Raw genomic sequence first — 14,792 nt, forward strand, 5'->3', positions numbered from 1 at the left:
GCGCCGGCGCGGAAAGGGCCGACAGATAGTTAACCAAAGAGTCGAGTCACATCGTTGAAGATGGCGATCGACATCATGACCAGCAGCAACGCGACACCGCCGCGCTGGAGCCGTTCCATCCAAGCGTCGGAGACGCTCCTGCCGGTCAGGCCCTCCCAAAGATAATACATCAGGTGTCCTCCATCGAGGACCGGCAGCGGCATGAGGTTCAGCACCCCGAGGCTCACGCTGATGAGGGCCAGAAACACGAGGTATTGCGTGAATCCGAGGCTGGCGGACTTGCCCGCGTAGTCGGCGATGGTCAGCGGTCCGCTGAGGTTCTTGATCGAGGCTTCGCCGATCAGCATCTTGCCCATCATGCGCACGGTCAGCGCCGACACTTCCCAGGTGCGCACAACACCGCGCCAAATGCCGTCCACCACGCCCTGCCGCACCGTCACCATTTCCGGCGGCGAGCCCACGTAGGCGCCGACGCGGCCGAACTTGCTGCCGCCCTCCTCGCGCACCTCGGGCGTGACCTCGATGCGCTCCTGCCGGCCGCCGCGCTCGATCTGCCACACCTGCGTGCGCGGCTGGCCGTCGTCGACCGAAGCACGGATCACCTCGCGCAGCTGCTGGCCGTCGACGATGGCGATGGGCCCCACCGCTCGCACCAGATCGCCGTTGCGCAGGCCCGCGCGCTCGGCCGCGCCGCCCGCCACCACTTCGCCGATCTCGGGCCGGGTCAGCGGCGCGACCACGCCGATCTTGCGGAACATCTGCGCGTCGGCATCCTTGGCAGCGATCCGGCTGAGCGGCAGCACGATGTCGCGCGACGGCCGTCCACCCTCGCCCGCGATTTCGAGCGTGAGGTCGCGGCCGTCGAGCGCACCGCGCGTGATGCGCCAACGCAGGTCCTCGAAGGACTGCACCGGCTCGAGCTCGCCGTCGAAGCCGGCGCGCGCGACATGCTCGCCGCCGCGCAGCCCGGCCTGCTCGGCCAGCGACGCAGCCACAGGGCGCGCGAGCTTGGCCACGGGCTCCTCGACGCCGATCCAGTTGACCGCCGTGTAGAGCACCACGGCCAGAAGCAGATTGGCGATGGGCCCCGCGGCCACGATGGCGGTGCGGAAGCGCAGCGGCTGGGTGTTGAAGGCGCGGTGCCGCTCCTCAGGCGCCACAGGCCCCTCGCGCTCGTCGAGCATCTTCACGTAGCCGCCGAGGGGAAAGGCCGCGATCACGAACTCCGTGTCCTGCCCGGGATGCTGGCGCCTGGGCTTCCAGCTGAAGAGCGTGTGGCCGAAGCCGATGGAGAAGCGCAGCACCTTGACGCCGCACGCCACCGCCACGCGGTAGTGGCCGTACTCATGCACGGCAATCAGCAGGGCCAGGGCGACGATGAAGGCGACGACGGTGAGCATGGAAGTCCCCTGGTTCTGGGAAAGCGTCAGGCCGCGAAGCGCAACGCCGCCGCATCGGCAGCGGCTCTCGCGCAGGCGTCCAGCGCCAGCAGGTCGGCCAGCGATGCCGGATTGGAGGGCAGCACCGCTTCCAAAGTTTCCATGTTCACGGCATGGATGCGATCGAAGCGCAGGCGATGGTGCAGGAAGGCGTCGACCGCGACCTCGTTGGCTGCATTGAGCACCGCGGTCGTGCCCGGCGCCGCGCGCAGCGCATGCCAGGCGAGGCCCAGGCCAGGGAAGAGCTGGGCGTCCGGGGTGTCGAAGGTCAGCGCGGCCAGTTGACGGAAGTCGAGAGGCGCCGCGCCGCTCTCGATGCGCTCTGGCCACGCCAGCCCGACGGCAATGGGCACCCGCATGTCGGGCGTGCCGAGTTGTGCGATGACCGAAGCGTCGGTGAACTGGACCATCGAATGCACCACGCTCTGCGGATGGATCACGACCTCGATCTGCTCCGGCGCCACGCCGAAGAGATGGCGCGCCTCGATCACCTCGAGCGCCTTGTTCATCATCGTGGCCGAATCCACCGAGATCTTGCGGCCCATGACCCAGTTCGGATGGGCGCAGGCCTGCTCCGGCGTGACGGCCGCGAGCGTTTCCGGCGCGCGCGTGCGGAACGGGCCGCCGGAGGCAGTCAGGATGATCTTGTCGATGCGCCGCGGCCAAGTGGCCGGGTCCTCCGGCAGCGACTGGAAGATGGCGGAATGCTCGCTGTCGATGGGCAGCAAGGTCGCCTTGCCCTCGCGCACCGTGCGCATGAAGAGCTCACCCCCGACCACCAGGGCCTCCTTGTTGGCCAGCAGAAGCCGCTTGCCGGCGCGGGCTGCGGCCAGGCAGGGGCCCAGGCCGGCGGCGCCGACGATGGCGGCCATGACGGCATCGCAGTCCTCGTGCGAGGCGATGCTTTCGATGGCGCCCGCGCCCTGCAGCACCTCCGTGCGCAGCCCGCTGTGCCGCAGCTTGTCGACCAGCAGCCGGGCATGCGGCGCGCTGGCCATGACCGCGAATCTCGGCGTGAAGCGCTGGCACTGGGCCAGCAGTTCGTCGACCTTGGTGGATGCCGACAGCGCGAAGACTTCGAAGCGCTCGGGATGCCGCGCGATCACGTCGAGCGTGCTGACGCCGACCGAGCCGGTCGAACCCAGCACGGTGATGCGTTGTCGTTTCATGCCGTTCATAGGAAGGCCAGCATCATCGCGATGGGCAGCGTGGGCAGCAGCGCATCGACCCGGTCGAGCACGCCGCCATGGCCCGGCAGCAGCGCGCTGCTGTCCTTGGCGCCGGCACTGCGTTTGACCAGCGATTCGACCAGGTCGCCGACCACGCTCATCGCCGCCAGGAACAGAACGCCGATCAGCAGCAGCCACCAGCCGCGCTCGGCCAGCCGCGTGTAGAGGCTGGCCACGCCCGCGCGCGCTGCCGCGTCCGCCCAGACCCAGGCCAGCGCCAGCACGACGACACCGAGCATGCCGCCCCAGACCCCCTCCCAGCTCTTGCCGGGACTGATGCTGGGCGCGAGCTTGCCGCGGGTGAATCGAAGGCCGAACGCCCGGCCGGCGAAATAGGCGAACACATCGGCCACCCACACCAGCACGAGGATCGACAGCAGGAAATTGATGCCCTCCATGCGGGCCTTCACCACCGCGAGCCAAGCCACCCAGAGCACCAGCATGCCACCCACCAGGCGCAGGCCGCGAGGCACACGCGGCCAGCCCGGCACGGCGGCGCGCAGCAAGGCCGCGCCGCCGAGCACCCAGGCCGCGCTGGCGATGATCCAGACGATCAGCAGCGGCCGCTCGAGCAGGCCGAGCCACCAGGACAGCACGCACAGCAACGCCATCTCGACACCGAAGAAGAGCGACATGCGCGAGGAGTAGCCGTTGAGCCGCCCCCACTCCCACGTCGCAGCCGCGATCAGCGCCAGCATCACGCAGCCGAAGGGCAGAGGCGAGGGATAGAAGAGCGCAGGCAGCAGGATCGCCAGGAGGACGACCGCAGTGATGATGCGTTGTTTGAGCATTGCGCTCAGGCGGCCTGGGGATCGTGCCGCGCGCCGCCCACCAACTGCGCGGAGGTCTGGCCGAAACGGCGCTCGCGGCGCCGGTAGGCGTCGATGGCCTCGTCCAGCGCGGCCTCGTCGAACTCGGGCCAGAGGCGATCGCTGAAGAAGAGCTCGGCGTAGGCGCTCTGCCACAGCAGGAAGTTCGACAGCCGCTGCTCGCCGCCGGTGCGGATGACGAGGTCAGGGTCGGGAACGTGCGACAGCGCCATCGCCGCGTCGAGGTTGGCCTCGGTCAGCGGCTCACCGCGCGCGGCGAGCTGGGCCGCGGCGCGCGCGATGTCCCAGCGCCCGCCGTAGTTGAAGCAGACATTGAGCACCAGCCGCGTGTTATGGGCGGTGGCGGCTTCCGCCTGCACCAGGCCTGCGGCAATCTTCTCGGACAGGCCGCCGCGCTCGCCGACGAAGTGCAGGCGCACGCCGTCCTGGCAGAGCTTGGGTACTTCGCGGCCGAGCGCGATGACCATGAGGTCCATGAGGCCCGACACCTCCTCGACCGGACGGTTCCAGTTCTCGGAAGAGAAGGCGAACACCGTCAGCACGCCCACGCCGCGATCGGCGCAGGCCTTGACGCAACGGCGCAGCGATTCCACGCCCTGCTTGTGGCCGGCCACCCGCGGCAGGAAGCGGCGCGTGGCCCAGCGTCCATTGCCGTCCATGACGATGGCGATGTGGTGGGGCACGGCGGCGCTTGGATTGCTCATCTCAGACGGCCATGATCTCCGCCTCTTTGGCCGCCACCAGGCGATCGATCTCCGTGATATGGCGATCGGTCACCTTCTGGATCTCGGCCTCGGCGCGCTTCTGGTCGTCTTCCGACGCCAGCTTCTCCTTGACCAGCTTCTTGATCGCATCGTTGGCATCGCGGCGCAGGTTGCGCGTCGCGATCTTGGCGTTCTCGCCCTCGGTGCGAACCAGCTTGGTCATCTCCTTGCGGCGCTCCTCGCTCATCGGAGGCATCGGCACGCGGATCAGGTCGCCCATCGAAGCCGGGTTCAGGCCCAGGTCGCTCTCGCGGATGGCCTTCTCTATCTTGGCGCCCATGCCCTTTTCCCAGGGCTGCACGCTGATGGTCCGCGAGTCGATCAGCGCCACGTTCGCCACCTGCGACAGCGGCACCGAGGAGCCGTAGTACTCGACATGGATCGAATCCAGCAGCGCAGGATTTGCGCGGCCGGTGCGGATCTTCGTGAGGTTGTTCTGGAATGCGGCGATCGACTGGTTCATCTTGGCGTCGGTCGCGCTGCGGATATCGGCAATGGTCATCTTCTCTTGCTCCTAGGCATGCACCAGCGTGCCCTCGTCCTCGCCCATCACGACGCGCTTGAGCGCGCCGTGCTTGAAGATCGAGAACACCTTGATCGGCAGGTTCTGGTCGCGGCACAGCGCGAAGGCCGTGGCGTCCATGATGCCGAGATTCTGCGCAATGGCCTCGTCGAAGCTCAGGCGCGTGTAGCGCTTCGCGTCGAGGTCCTTTTTCGGGTCGGAGGTATAGACGCCGTCCACCTTGGTGGCCTTGAGCACCAGCTCCGCGCCGATTTCCGCGCCGCGCAGTGCGGCGGCGGTGTCGGTCGTGAAGAAGGGGTTGCCGGTGCCGGCCGCGAAGATCACGACCTTGCCCTCCTCGAGGTATTGCAGGGCCTTGGGGCGCACGTAGGGCTCCACCACCTGCTCGATGGCGATGGCCGACATCACGCGGGCGATCAGCCCCTGCTTGTTCATGGCGTCGGCAAGGGCCAGCGCGTTCATCACGGTGGCCAGCATGCCCATGTAGTCGGCCGTCGCGCGGTCCATCCCCACCGAGCCGCCGGCGACGCCGCGGAAGATGTTGCCGCCGCCGATCACGACTGCGACTTCGACCCCCATGTTCACCACCTCGGCCACCTCTTCGACCATCCGAACGATGGTCGCGCGGTTGATGCCGAAGGCATCGTCACCCATCAAGGCCTCGCCCGACAGCTTCAACAAGATTCGCTTGTGGGCCGGGCGGGTTTCGAGCATGGAGGTTTTCCTTTTTTGAGGTGGCGTGGCGAGTGTAAAACGTGTGTGTGAAGAAGCGGCAGCACGCAGCGCGCGCCGCCGCCCGGTGGCGCCGATCAGGCAGCCGCCGCCTTGGCAGCAGCGACCTGGGCCGCCACTTCGGCCGCGAAGTCGTCGACCTTCTTCTCGATGCCTTCGCCGACGACATAGAGCGTGAAGCTCTTGATCGAGGTGTTGGCGGCCTTGAGCATCTGCTCGACCGTCTGCTTGTCGTTTTTCACGAAGGGCTGGTTGTGCAGCGAAACCTCCTTGAGGTACTTCTGCACGCCGCCCTCGATGCGCTTGGCGACGATGTCCGCCGGCTGCGGCTGCTTGCCCGCCGCCTCGGCCGCCTTGCGGTCTTCCTCGGCTTTGCCGGCGGCCACGGCGCGCTCTTTCTCGATCAGCTCGGCCGGTACGTCAGAGCTCGCGATCGAGACGGGCTTCATGGCGGCGACGTGCATCGCCACGTCCTTGGCTGCCGTGTCGTCGCCCTCGAACTCGACCATCACGCCGATGCGCGTGCCGTGCAGGTAGGAGGCGAGCTTGCCATTGCCGGCGAAGCGCTTGAAGCGGCGGAAGCTCATGTTCTCGCCGATCTTGCCGATCAGGCCCTTGCGCACGTCTTCCAGCGTGGGGCCGAAGCTGTCCTGTTCGTAGGGCAGCGCGGCCAGTGCCGCCAGGTCGGCCGGGTTGTGCTTGGCGACCAGCATCGCCGCCGCGTTGGCCAACGCGAGGAAGCTGTCGTTCTTGGAGACGAAGTCGGTCTCGCAATTGATCTCGACCATGGCGCCGACGCCGCCTTCGGCATAGGCGGCCACCACGCCCTCGGCCGTGATGCGGCTCGATGCCTTGCCGGCCTTGTTGCCCAGCTTGATGCGCAGCAGCTCTTCGGCCTTTTCCATGTTGCCGTCGGCCTCGGTCAGCGCCTTCTTGCATTCCATCATCGGGGCGTCGGTCTTTGCGCGCAGTTCGCCGACCATGCTTGCGGTGATTGTTGCCATCTTGTTTCTCCGTTCGGTTTAGCAGCTGCGGCGGCCCGTACCGGGCGCCGCGAAAATCAGGTTAAAAAAAAGGGGCATCGAAGCCCCTTCTTCAGGCGCTCGCGAGCGCGGATCAGGCCGAGGCACCCTCTTCGACCTCGACGAACTCATCGGAATTGCCTTCGGTCACGGCCTTGACCACGTCGCTGGCGGCGCTGGAACGGCCTTCGATGATCGCATCGGCGATGCCGCGGGCGTACAGCGTGACGGCCTTGGACGAGTCGTCGTTGCCGGGGATCACGTAGTCGATGCCTTCGGGCGAGTGGTTGGAGTCCACCACGCCGATCAGCGGGATGCCCAGCTTCTTGGCCTCGGCCACGGCGATCTTGTGGAAGCCCACGTCGATCACGAAGATGGCGTCGGGCAGCGCGCTCATGTCCTGGATGCCGCCGATGTCCTTCTCGAGCTTCTCGATCTCGCGGGTGAAGGTCAGCTGCTCTTTCTTGCTGAGGTTGTCGAGGCCGGCTTCCTGCTGGGCCTTCATGTCCTTCAGGCGCTTGATGGAGGTCTTGACGGTCTTGAAATTGGTCAACATGCCGCCGAGCCAGCGGGTGTCGACGAAGGGGACGCCGGCGCGGCGCGCCTCGGTCGCCACGATCTCGCGGGCCTGGCGCTTGGTGCCCACCATCAGGATGGTGCCGCGGTTGGCGGTGAGCTGCTTGGCGTACTTCATCGCTTCCTGGAACATCGGAAGCGTTTTTTCCAGGTTGATGATGTGGATCTTGTTGCGATGGCCGAAGATGTACGGGGCCATCTTGGGGTTCCAGAAGCGCGTTTGGTGGCCGAAATGGACACCGGCTTCCAGCATTTCGCGCATGGTCGTCGACATAGGAATAACTCCAAAGGTTGGGTCTAAAATCCAGCCCGTTTTGCGGTCCTCTCGCGAGGGCCGCAACACCTCGAATGGGCTGGTTTGCGGATATGTTTTGCGCTGGGAAAAGACCCAGGGTGAAACCCGCAGAGTATAGCACCACCACCCTTCCGCCTTGCCCGCAGCCACCCCACACCATGCGCCCTGACCTGCACGCCACCCGCCTGTCCCTGCTGGCCGGCGCCTCCGACGCGCGCACCGAGATGGAGCATTCCATCGCCGCAGCCAGTTCCCTGGCTTGCGAGCACGCTTTCATCCGCCCGATGTTCGAAGAGGCGCGCCAGGCGGCCGTGCTGGCGCAGCCCGCGCAGCGCCTGGCCGGACTCGCCTTTTCGGCCAAGGACCTGTTCGATCTGGCCGGCCAGCCGACGCCAGCCGGCTCGGTGGTGCTGGCCCATGCGCCCTCGGCCCGCGCTGACGCGCCCGCCGTGGCCCGGCTGCGCGCCGCAGGCGGCAGCCTGCTGGGCCGCACCAACATGACCGAGTTCGCCTTCTCGGGAGTCGGGGTCAATCCGCATTACGGCACGCCCGTGAACCTGTGCGATACGGGCACGCCGCGCATCCCGGGCGGCTCGTCCTCGGGCGCTGCGATCTCGGTGGCCAGCGGTGCAGCCTTCGTCGGACTGGGTTCCGACACCGGCGGCTCGATCCGCATCCCGGCGGCGCTGAACGGGCTCGTCGGCTTCAAGAATACGGCGCGGCTGGTGCCGGCGGAGGGTGCCCTGCCGCTGTCGACCACGCTGGACACGGTCTGCGCCATGACGCGTTCGGTGCGCGACGCCATCACCGCCCACGAGATCCTGGCCGCACGCCGAGTCACCGCCGGCATCGCACCGCTGTCCGCCTACCGCCTGGCTGTGGTCAAGGATCTGTTCTTCGACGAGATCGAGCCGGCCGTGGCCCGCGCCTTCGAGCGCACCATGCGCGTACTGCGGGCGGCCGGCGTCCGCATCGACGAGATCGCGCTGCCCGAGCTGGCCGACCTGCGCTCGATCAATGCCACCGGCGGCTTCTCCGCCGCCGAGGCCTATGCCTGGCACCGCCTGCTGCTGGAGCGCAGCGGCGCCGGCTACGACCCGCGGGTGGCGCAGCGCATCCTCAAGGGCGCGACGATGAAGGCGCACGAATACATCGACCTCGTGCACGCGCGCAGCGACTGGATCGGCCGCATGGAACGCGCGATCGCCCCTTTCGATGCTCTCTTGTCGCCAACAGTGCCGATGGTGGCGCCAGCCCTCGCCGAGGTGGCACCGGGTGCAGAGCGCGACGAGGCCTTTTTCCGCATCAACGCGCTGCTGCTGCGCAACCCGTCGGTGGTGAACATGCTCGACGGCTGCGCCATCTCTCTGCCCTGCCACGCCGAGGGCGAACTGCCTGTGGGCCTCATGCTCTGGCATGCCGCGCTGCACGACGATGCAGTGCTGGCGATCGCACTGCAGGTGGAACGCGCATTGCAAGCGTGGCACTAGCATCGCCCGCAGGCCGCGCCTCCTATCTCACCCCAAAGAACCGAATGAAAATTGCGATCGTGGGCGCCGGCATCATCGGCGTCACCACCGCCTGGGAATTGGCCTCGGACGGCCACGAAGTCATGGTATTCGAGCGCCGCGGCGCCGCCGCCGAGGAATCCAGCTTCGCCAATGCCGGCGTCGTCGCGCCCGGCTATGTCACGCCCTGGGCCGCACCCGGCATGCGCGCCAAGGTGCTGCGCTCGCTGCTCTCCACCCACGGCGCGGTCAAGCTGCGCTGGCCCCTGAGCCGCCGCGACCTGGGCTGGATGGCGCACTGGCAGCGCGCCTGCCAGCTCGAGAGCTACCTGGCCAACCGCGCGCGCATGCAGCGTCTGGCCTTCTACAGCCGGACCCGGCTGCACGAGATCACCGAGGCGCGGGAGCTCAGCTACGAACGCAGCGACGGCTACCTGGTGCTGCTGCGGTCCAAGCGCGAGAAAAAGCTGGTGCAGGCCGGCCTCGAGGTGCTGCGCCAGGCCGGCAGCAGCTTTCGCGAGGTGGACGCCGACGAGGCGCGCCGGATCGAGCCCGCGCTCAATGCCGACACCGCACTGGCCGGCGCCATCCATCTGCCGGACGACGAGGTCGCCAACTGCCGCCAGTTCGCCTTGCTGCTCAAGTGGGAGGCCGAGGCGCTGGGCGCGCAGTTCCACTTCAACTGCGACCTGGCGCCGCTCAGCCGCGCAGCGCCCACCGAAGTGCGGCTGGCCAGCGGCTCCGAAGGCCACCGCTTCGACGCCGTGGTGGTGTGCGCCGGCGTGGACTCGGCGAAGCTGCTGCGCCCGCTCGGCTTGCGGATTCCGCTCGCCCCGGTCTACGGGCACTCGATCAGCGCCAACATCCGCGAGCCCCTCAACGCACCACGCAGCGCGGTGATGGACGAGCGCTACAAGGTCGCGATCTCGCGCCTCGGCCTGCGCGTGCGCGTGGCGGGCGGCGCCGAACTCGGCGGCTCGCTGGACAGCTTTCATCCCGACGCACTGGGGACGCTCTACAAGGTGCTGCAGGACTGGTTTCCGGGCGCCGTGACCCTTCAGGCCGGCGTCCAGCAATGGAAGGGCGCGCGGCCGATGCTTCCGGACGGGCCGCCCATCATCGGTCCGAGCGGCGTCCCGGGTGTCTGGCTCAACCTGGGCCACGGCTCCAGCGGCTGGGCGCTGTCCTGCGGCAGCGCGCGCGTGCTGGCGGACATGATGGGTGGCCGCGACCCGGGCATCGATCTCGAAGGACTGGGCATCGAGCGTTTGCTGCAACACTAGGACTTGCGCCGACGTCAGGATGAAAGGGCCCGCCATGCAACGCATCACTGCCGCCACCACTGCCCCGCTGTTCGGCGTCGCGGCCTCGCGCCGGATCGAGCAGGCGGCTGCGGCCACCCTGCCGCCGCACACGCTGATGCAGCGCGCCGGGCTGGCGGTCGCACGGCTTGCCATGGCGACCGCGCCGCACGCGCGCACGATCTGGATCGCCTGCGGCCCCGGCAACAACGGGGGCGATGGCTTCGAGGCGGCAGCGCGATTGCAGCAGCGCGGCTTTGCGCCGGTCGTCACCCGCATCGACAGCAACACCCCCCTGCCGGCCGACGCCGCCGCCTCGCTGCAACGCGCTCGCGCTGCCGGCGTGCGCTTTGCGGACACGCCGCCTACGCATGCCGATCTCGCCATCGACGCCCTGCTCGGCCTGGGTGCCGCCCGAGCGCCGCAGGGCCCCATGGCCGACTGGTTGCGGCGAATGCATGCGGGCCCTGCGCCGGTGCTCAGCGTGGACACGCCTTCCGGTTTGAATGCAGACACCGGCGTGCTGTCGCTGGACTTCCTGGCATCTGCCGCCGGGCCGGCCCGCGGCGTCCATCGGCTATGCCTCAGCTTGCTGACGCTCAAGCCCGGCCTCTTCACGGCCCAGGGGCGCGACGCGGCCGGCGATCTGTGGTTCGATGACCTGGATTCAGTGCCCGGGGCCGAGCCGCCCACGGCCCGGTTGCCCGGCGAGCCGCCCGCCGCGACGCGGCCGCATGCCTCCCACAAGGGCAGCTATGGCGATGTCGTCGTCATCGGCGGCGCGCCGGGGATGGCAGGCGCCGCCCTGCTCGCGGCCACCGCGGCGCTGCACGCCGGCGCAGGCCGCGTCTATGTCGCGCCGCTCGATGCCGGGCTTGCGCCGCTCGACACGATGCAACCCGAGCTGATGTTCCGGCGTCCGGAGGCGATCGACCTGGCGGCCATGACCGTGGTCTGCGGCTGCGGGGGCGGCCCCGCGGTCCGCGATGTACTGCCGCGCGTGCTCGAGGAAGCCCGGACGCTGGTGCTCGATGCAGACGCGCTCAACGCCATCGCCGGCGACGGCGCCCTGCAGGCGCAGCTCGGCGCACGCGCGTGCACGGAGCGCGCCACGGTGCTCACGCCGCATCCCCTCGAAGCGGCGCGCCTGCTGGGTTGCGGCACGGCCGAGGTGCAGGCCGACCGGCTGCGCGCGGCCCAACGGCTGGCGGAGCGCTTCGGCGCCACGATCGTCCTCAAGGGCTCGGGCACCATCGTGGCCGCGGTGGGAGAGACGCCGGTGATCAACCCCACCGGCAATGCGCGGCTCGCAACAGCGGGCACCGGCGACGTGCTGGCCGGCATGATCGGCGCCGCGCTGGCAACCGGCCGGCCCGCGATGGATGCCAGCCGCGAAGCGGTGTGGCTGCACGGCGACCGCGCCGACCGTTGGCCCGAACGCCTGCCGCTCACCGCCGGCGCGCTGGCGCGCGGCTGAAGAAGAACGCGTCTAGCCTCGCCCGACGAAGGGCATCTTGGTCGCCATCACCGTGTGGAACAGCACGTTGGCTTCCAGCGGCAGGTTGGCCATGTAGAGCACTGACTGGCCGACGATGGACACATCCATCACCGGCTCGATCGCGATCTCGCCATTGGCCTGCGGCACGCCCTTGGTCATGCGCGCAGCCAACTCGGTCATCGCATTGCCCACGTCGATCTGGCCCACCGCGATGTCGTGCTTGCGCCCGTCGAGCGAGGCAGTCTTGGTGAGTCCTTCGACCGCATGCTTGGTCGCCGTGTAGGCCATCGAATTGGGCCGCGGCGCGGTGGCCGAGATCGATCCGTTGTTGATGATGCGGCCGCCGCGGGGCGTTTGCGCCTGCATCGTGCGGAAAGCCTGCTGGATGCAATAGAACATCCCGTTCAGGTTGATGTCGACCACGCCGCGCCATTGCTCCGGGGTCCATTGCTCGAAAGGCCCGGGCGGATTGCCGACGCCGGCATTGTTGAACAGCAGATCGACCCGGCCGAAGCGCTCCACCGCAGCCGCGAACAGGGCCTGCACCGAGTCGGGATTGGCCACGTCGGTCGGCACCGCGAAGGCACGTGCGCCCGCACCCGATTCGTCGGCCACCTGCTCCAGCGGCTCCAGCCGCCGGCCCGCCAGCACCACGCTCCAGCCGTCGCCCAGCAGCGCCAGCGCGGCGGATCGGCCGATGCCGCTGCCTGCGCCCGTGACGATCGCGATGCGGCTCTTCTTCTCTGCACTCATCTTCGCTTCTCCTTCAGCGGCGCGGCTTGCGCCCTTTCATCTTGTTGGCGGCCTTCTTCACGGCCGAACGGAAAGCCTGCATGGCCGACTGCGGCGCGGCGCCCGGGGCGTGTTCGCTGCGCTCGCCCGAGGAAGGTTCGGGCTTCTTGCGTGCGCTGCGCTTGGTCGAGGCCTTGGCGGGCACGCCGCCGGTCGCGATGCCTTTGTCCTTCAAGGCGCGTGCACCGAGTTCCTCGCCCTCGCGTACCAGGCGGAAATCGATCTTGCGGCCATCGAGATCGACGCGGCTCACCTGCACCCGCACGCGGGTGCCGATGGCGTAGCGAATGCCCGTGCGCTCGCCGCGCAACTCCTGCCGCTGCTCGTCGAACTTGAAGTATTCGCCGCCGAGTTCGGTGATGTGCACCAGGCCCTCGACGTACATCGCATCGAGCGTGACGAAGATGCCGAAGGTGGTGGCCGCCGTGACCACGCCGCCGTACTCCTCGCCCAGGTGCTCGCGCATGTACTTGCACTTGAGCCAGGCCTCGACGTCGCGGCTCGCCTCGTCGGCGCGCCGTTCGTTGGCACTGCAATGCAAGCCGGCGGCTTCCCAGGCGAGTACCTCCTTGCTGGGCGCGACGGTGGCTTTTTGCGGCTTGGCGGTCGGCGCCTTCACGCGCGACGCCAGCCGCTTCGCGAGCTTGGCATGCGCCTCGCCCGGCGTCGGAAGCATCGGCAGCTGGTACTTGGTCTTGCCAAGGATGGCCTTGATCACCCGATGCACCAGCAGGTCGGGATAGCGCCGGATCGGGCTGGTGAAGTGCGTGTAGGCCTCGTAGGCCAGGCCGAAATGGCCGCTGTTGATTGGCGTGTAGATCGCCTGCTGCATCGATCGCAGCAGCATGGTGTGGATCTGCTGCGCGTCGGGCCGCTCCTTGGTCGCCTGTGCGATGGCCTGGAACTCGCCGGGCTTCGGGTCGTCGGTGATCGACAGGCCCACGCCCATCGCCTTGAGGTAGCCGCGCAGGATCTCCTTCTTCTCGGGCGTGGGGCCTTCGTGCACGCGGTACAGGCCGGGATGCTTGCCCTCGGCGATGAAGTCCGCGCTGCAGACATTGGCCGCGAGCATCGCCTCTTCGATCAAGCGGTGCGCATCGTTGCGGGTGCGCGGCACGATCTTCTCGATGCGGCCGGCCTCGTCGCAGACGATCTGCGTCTCGGTGGTCTCGAAGTCGACGGCGCCGCGCTTGCTGCGCTGCGAGAGCAGTGCGCGATAGACGTCGTGCAGGTTCAGCAGGTCCTTCACCCGCTCCTTGCGCTTGGCCGCCTCGGGGCCGCGCGTGTTGCCGAGGATCGCGGCCACCTCGGTGTAGGTGAAGCGCGCATGGCTCCACATCACGGCCGGATAGAACTGATAGGCATAGATCTCGCCATCGGCCGCCACGAGCATGTCGCACACCATGCACAGGCGCTCGACTTCGGGGTTGAGCGAGCACAGGCCGTTGGACAGCTTCTCCGGCAGCATCGGGATCACGCGACGCGGGAAGTAGACGCTGGTGGCGCGGTCGTAGGCATCGATGTCGATGGCGGAGCCGGTGTGCACATAGGCGCTGACATCGGCGATCGCAACCAGCACGCGCCAGCCCTTGCCGCGGCCTACCTTGGCGGGCTCGCAGTAGACGGCGTCGTCGAAGTCGCGCGCATCCTCGCCGTCGATGGTGACGAGCGGGATGTCGGTCAGGTCGACGCGGCCCTTCTTGTCGGCCGCGCGCACCTTGTCGGGCAGCGCCTTGGCCTCGGCCAGGCAGGCCTCGGAGAACTCGTGCGGCACGCCGTACTTGCGCACGGCGATCTCGATCTCCATGCCCGGGTCGTCGATCTCGCCCAGCACTTCCTTGACGCGGCCGACCGGCTGGCCGAACAACGCAGGCGGCTCGGTGAGTTGCACGACCACCACCTGGCCGACCTTGGCGGTGCCGGTCGCGCCCTTGGGGATCATCACATCCTGGCCGTAGCGCTTGTCCTCGGGCGCAACCAGCCAGATGCCGCCTTCGTGCAGCAGGCGGCCGATGATCGGCTGCTCGGGCCGCTCGATGATCTCGACCACGCGGCCCTCGGGGCGGCCGCGGCGGTCCTGGCGCACGACGCGCGCCTTGACGCGGTCCTTGTGCAGCACCGCGCGCATCTCGTTGGGGGGCAGATAGATGTCGGCTTCGCCATCGTCACGCTGCACGAACCCGTGCCCGTCGCGATGACCTTGCACCGTTCCTTCGACTTCGTCCAGCAGTCCGCCGGAGTGGCTCAAATTTTTGATATATACTCTCTTTCTTTCCTGAAATT

General features: G+C 68.4%; 13 protein-coding genes. 3 read left to right on the top strand and 10 right to left on the bottom strand.

All coding sequences use genetic code 11. The features are described from left to right. Positions 1–29: 29 nt before the first annotated feature. From rseP to rpsB, 8 genes are all read right to left on the bottom strand, one after another. Positions 30–1,400 (bottom strand): RIP metalloprotease RseP, encoded by a 1,371-nt coding sequence (rseP, locus tag AC3A6Y_RS17870; protein WP_487869563.1) that lies wholly within the window; start codon positions 1,398–1,400, stop codon positions 30–32. Between the two features lie 26 nt (positions 1,401–1,426). Next, complete coding sequence (gene ispC, locus AC3A6Y_RS17875) at positions 1,427–2,608, bottom strand: 1-deoxy-D-xylulose-5-phosphate reductoisomerase (protein ID WP_487869564.1); 1,182 nt, start codon at positions 2,606–2,608, stop codon at positions 1,427–1,429. A 5-nt stretch (positions 2,609–2,613) separates the two neighbouring features. Further along, the gene (locus tag AC3A6Y_RS17880) at positions 2,614–3,459 is read right to left on the bottom strand and encodes a phosphatidate cytidylyltransferase (protein WP_487869565.1); all 846 of its coding nucleotides are present in this window, start codon (positions 3,457–3,459) and stop codon (positions 2,614–2,616) included. A gap of 5 nt (positions 3,460–3,464) precedes the next feature. Next, positions 3,465–4,202 carry a polyprenyl diphosphate synthase gene (gene uppS / locus AC3A6Y_RS17885; RefSeq protein ID WP_487869566.1) on the bottom strand — a complete coding sequence of 246 codons (738 nt, stop codon included), beginning with the start codon at positions 4,200–4,202 and terminating at the stop codon, positions 3,465–3,467. A 1-nt stretch (position 4,203) separates the two neighbouring features. Then, positions 4,204–4,764, bottom strand: coding sequence for a ribosome recycling factor (gene frr / locus AC3A6Y_RS17890; RefSeq protein WP_487869567.1), 561 nt, complete (start codon positions 4,762–4,764; stop codon positions 4,204–4,206). A 12-nt stretch (positions 4,765–4,776) separates the two neighbouring features. Beyond that, positions 4,777–5,499 carry a UMP kinase gene (gene pyrH, locus AC3A6Y_RS17895; protein ID WP_487869568.1) on the bottom strand — a complete coding sequence of 241 codons (723 nt, stop codon included), beginning with the start codon at positions 5,497–5,499 and terminating at the stop codon, positions 4,777–4,779. 95 nt (positions 5,500–5,594) lie between these two features. After that, positions 5,595–6,521: a translation elongation factor Ts gene (gene tsf / locus AC3A6Y_RS17900; protein ID WP_309961658.1), complete on the bottom strand. Its 927-nt coding sequence runs from the start codon at positions 6,519–6,521 to the stop codon at positions 5,595–5,597. A gap of 112 nt (positions 6,522–6,633) precedes the next feature. Then, positions 6,634–7,389, bottom strand: coding sequence for a 30S ribosomal protein S2 (rpsB, locus tag AC3A6Y_RS17905; protein WP_487869569.1), 756 nt, complete (start codon positions 7,387–7,389; stop codon positions 6,634–6,636). 179 nt (positions 7,390–7,568) lie between these two features. Between rpsB and AC3A6Y_RS17910 the strand changes: the two genes are divergently transcribed. From AC3A6Y_RS17910 to AC3A6Y_RS17920, 3 genes are read left to right on the top strand one after another with little or no spacing between them, the layout of a single operon-like run. Further along, a complete protein-coding gene (locus tag AC3A6Y_RS17910; RefSeq protein WP_487869570.1) occupies positions 7,569–8,900 on the top strand; it encodes an amidase in 1,332 nt (443 codons plus the stop codon). Between the two features lie 44 nt (positions 8,901–8,944). Continuing rightward, complete coding sequence (locus AC3A6Y_RS17915) at positions 8,945–10,201, top strand: D-amino acid dehydrogenase (protein WP_487869571.1); 1,257 nt, start codon at positions 8,945–8,947, stop codon at positions 10,199–10,201. A 34-nt stretch (positions 10,202–10,235) separates the two neighbouring features. After that, complete coding sequence (locus AC3A6Y_RS17920; protein WP_487869572.1) at positions 10,236–11,696, top strand: NAD(P)H-hydrate dehydratase; 1,461 nt, start codon at positions 10,236–10,238, stop codon at positions 11,694–11,696. Between the two features lie 12 nt (positions 11,697–11,708). On the opposite strand, the gene AC3A6Y_RS17925 is transcribed toward AC3A6Y_RS17920, so the two are convergent. Further along, the gene (locus AC3A6Y_RS17925) at positions 11,709–12,470 is read right to left on the bottom strand and encodes an SDR family oxidoreductase (protein ID WP_487869573.1); all 762 of its coding nucleotides are present in this window, start codon (positions 12,468–12,470) and stop codon (positions 11,709–11,711) included. Between the two features lie 13 nt (positions 12,471–12,483). Continuing rightward, positions 12,484–14,757, bottom strand: coding sequence for a ribonuclease R (gene rnr / locus AC3A6Y_RS17930; RefSeq protein WP_487869574.1), 2,274 nt, complete (start codon positions 14,755–14,757; stop codon positions 12,484–12,486). Positions 14,758–14,792: the final 35 nt, after the last annotated feature.

Source organism: Variovorax sp. Soil_C_17 (assembly GCF_057657265.1).

Excerpts from the sequence above, each read along its gene's own strand:
- rseP (WP_487869563.1), bottom strand. The coding sequence starts at position 1,400 with ATGCTCACCGTCGTCGCCTTCATCGTCGCCCTGGCCCTGCTGATTGCC.
- ispC (WP_487869564.1), bottom strand. The coding sequence starts at position 2,608 with ATGAAACGACAACGCATCACCGTGCTGGGTTCGACCGGCTCGGTCGGC.
- AC3A6Y_RS17880 (WP_487869565.1), bottom strand. The coding sequence starts at position 3,459 with ATGCTCAAACAACGCATCATCACTGCGGTCGTCCTCCTGGCGATCCTG.
- uppS (WP_487869566.1), bottom strand. The coding sequence starts at position 4,202 with ATGAGCAATCCAAGCGCCGCCGTGCCCCACCACATCGCCATCGTCATG.
- frr (WP_487869567.1), bottom strand. The coding sequence starts at position 4,764 with ATGACCATTGCCGATATCCGCAGCGCGACCGACGCCAAGATGAACCAG.
- pyrH (WP_487869568.1), bottom strand. The coding sequence starts at position 5,499 with ATGCTCGAAACCCGCCCGGCCCACAAGCGAATCTTGTTGAAGCTGTCG.
- tsf (WP_309961658.1), bottom strand. The coding sequence starts at position 6,521 with ATGGCAACAATCACCGCAAGCATGGTCGGCGAACTGCGCGCAAAGACC.
- rpsB (WP_487869569.1), bottom strand. The coding sequence starts at position 7,389 with ATGTCGACGACCATGCGCGAAATGCTGGAAGCCGGTGTCCATTTCGGC.
- AC3A6Y_RS17910 (WP_487869570.1), top strand. The coding sequence starts at position 7,569 with ATGCGCCCTGACCTGCACGCCACCCGCCTGTCCCTGCTGGCCGGCGCC.
- AC3A6Y_RS17915 (WP_487869571.1), top strand. The coding sequence starts at position 8,945 with ATGAAAATTGCGATCGTGGGCGCCGGCATCATCGGCGTCACCACCGCC.
- AC3A6Y_RS17920 (WP_487869572.1), top strand. The coding sequence starts at position 10,236 with ATGCAACGCATCACTGCCGCCACCACTGCCCCGCTGTTCGGCGTCGCG.
- AC3A6Y_RS17925 (WP_487869573.1), bottom strand. The coding sequence starts at position 12,470 with ATGAGTGCAGAGAAGAAGAGCCGCATCGCGATCGTCACGGGCGCAGGC.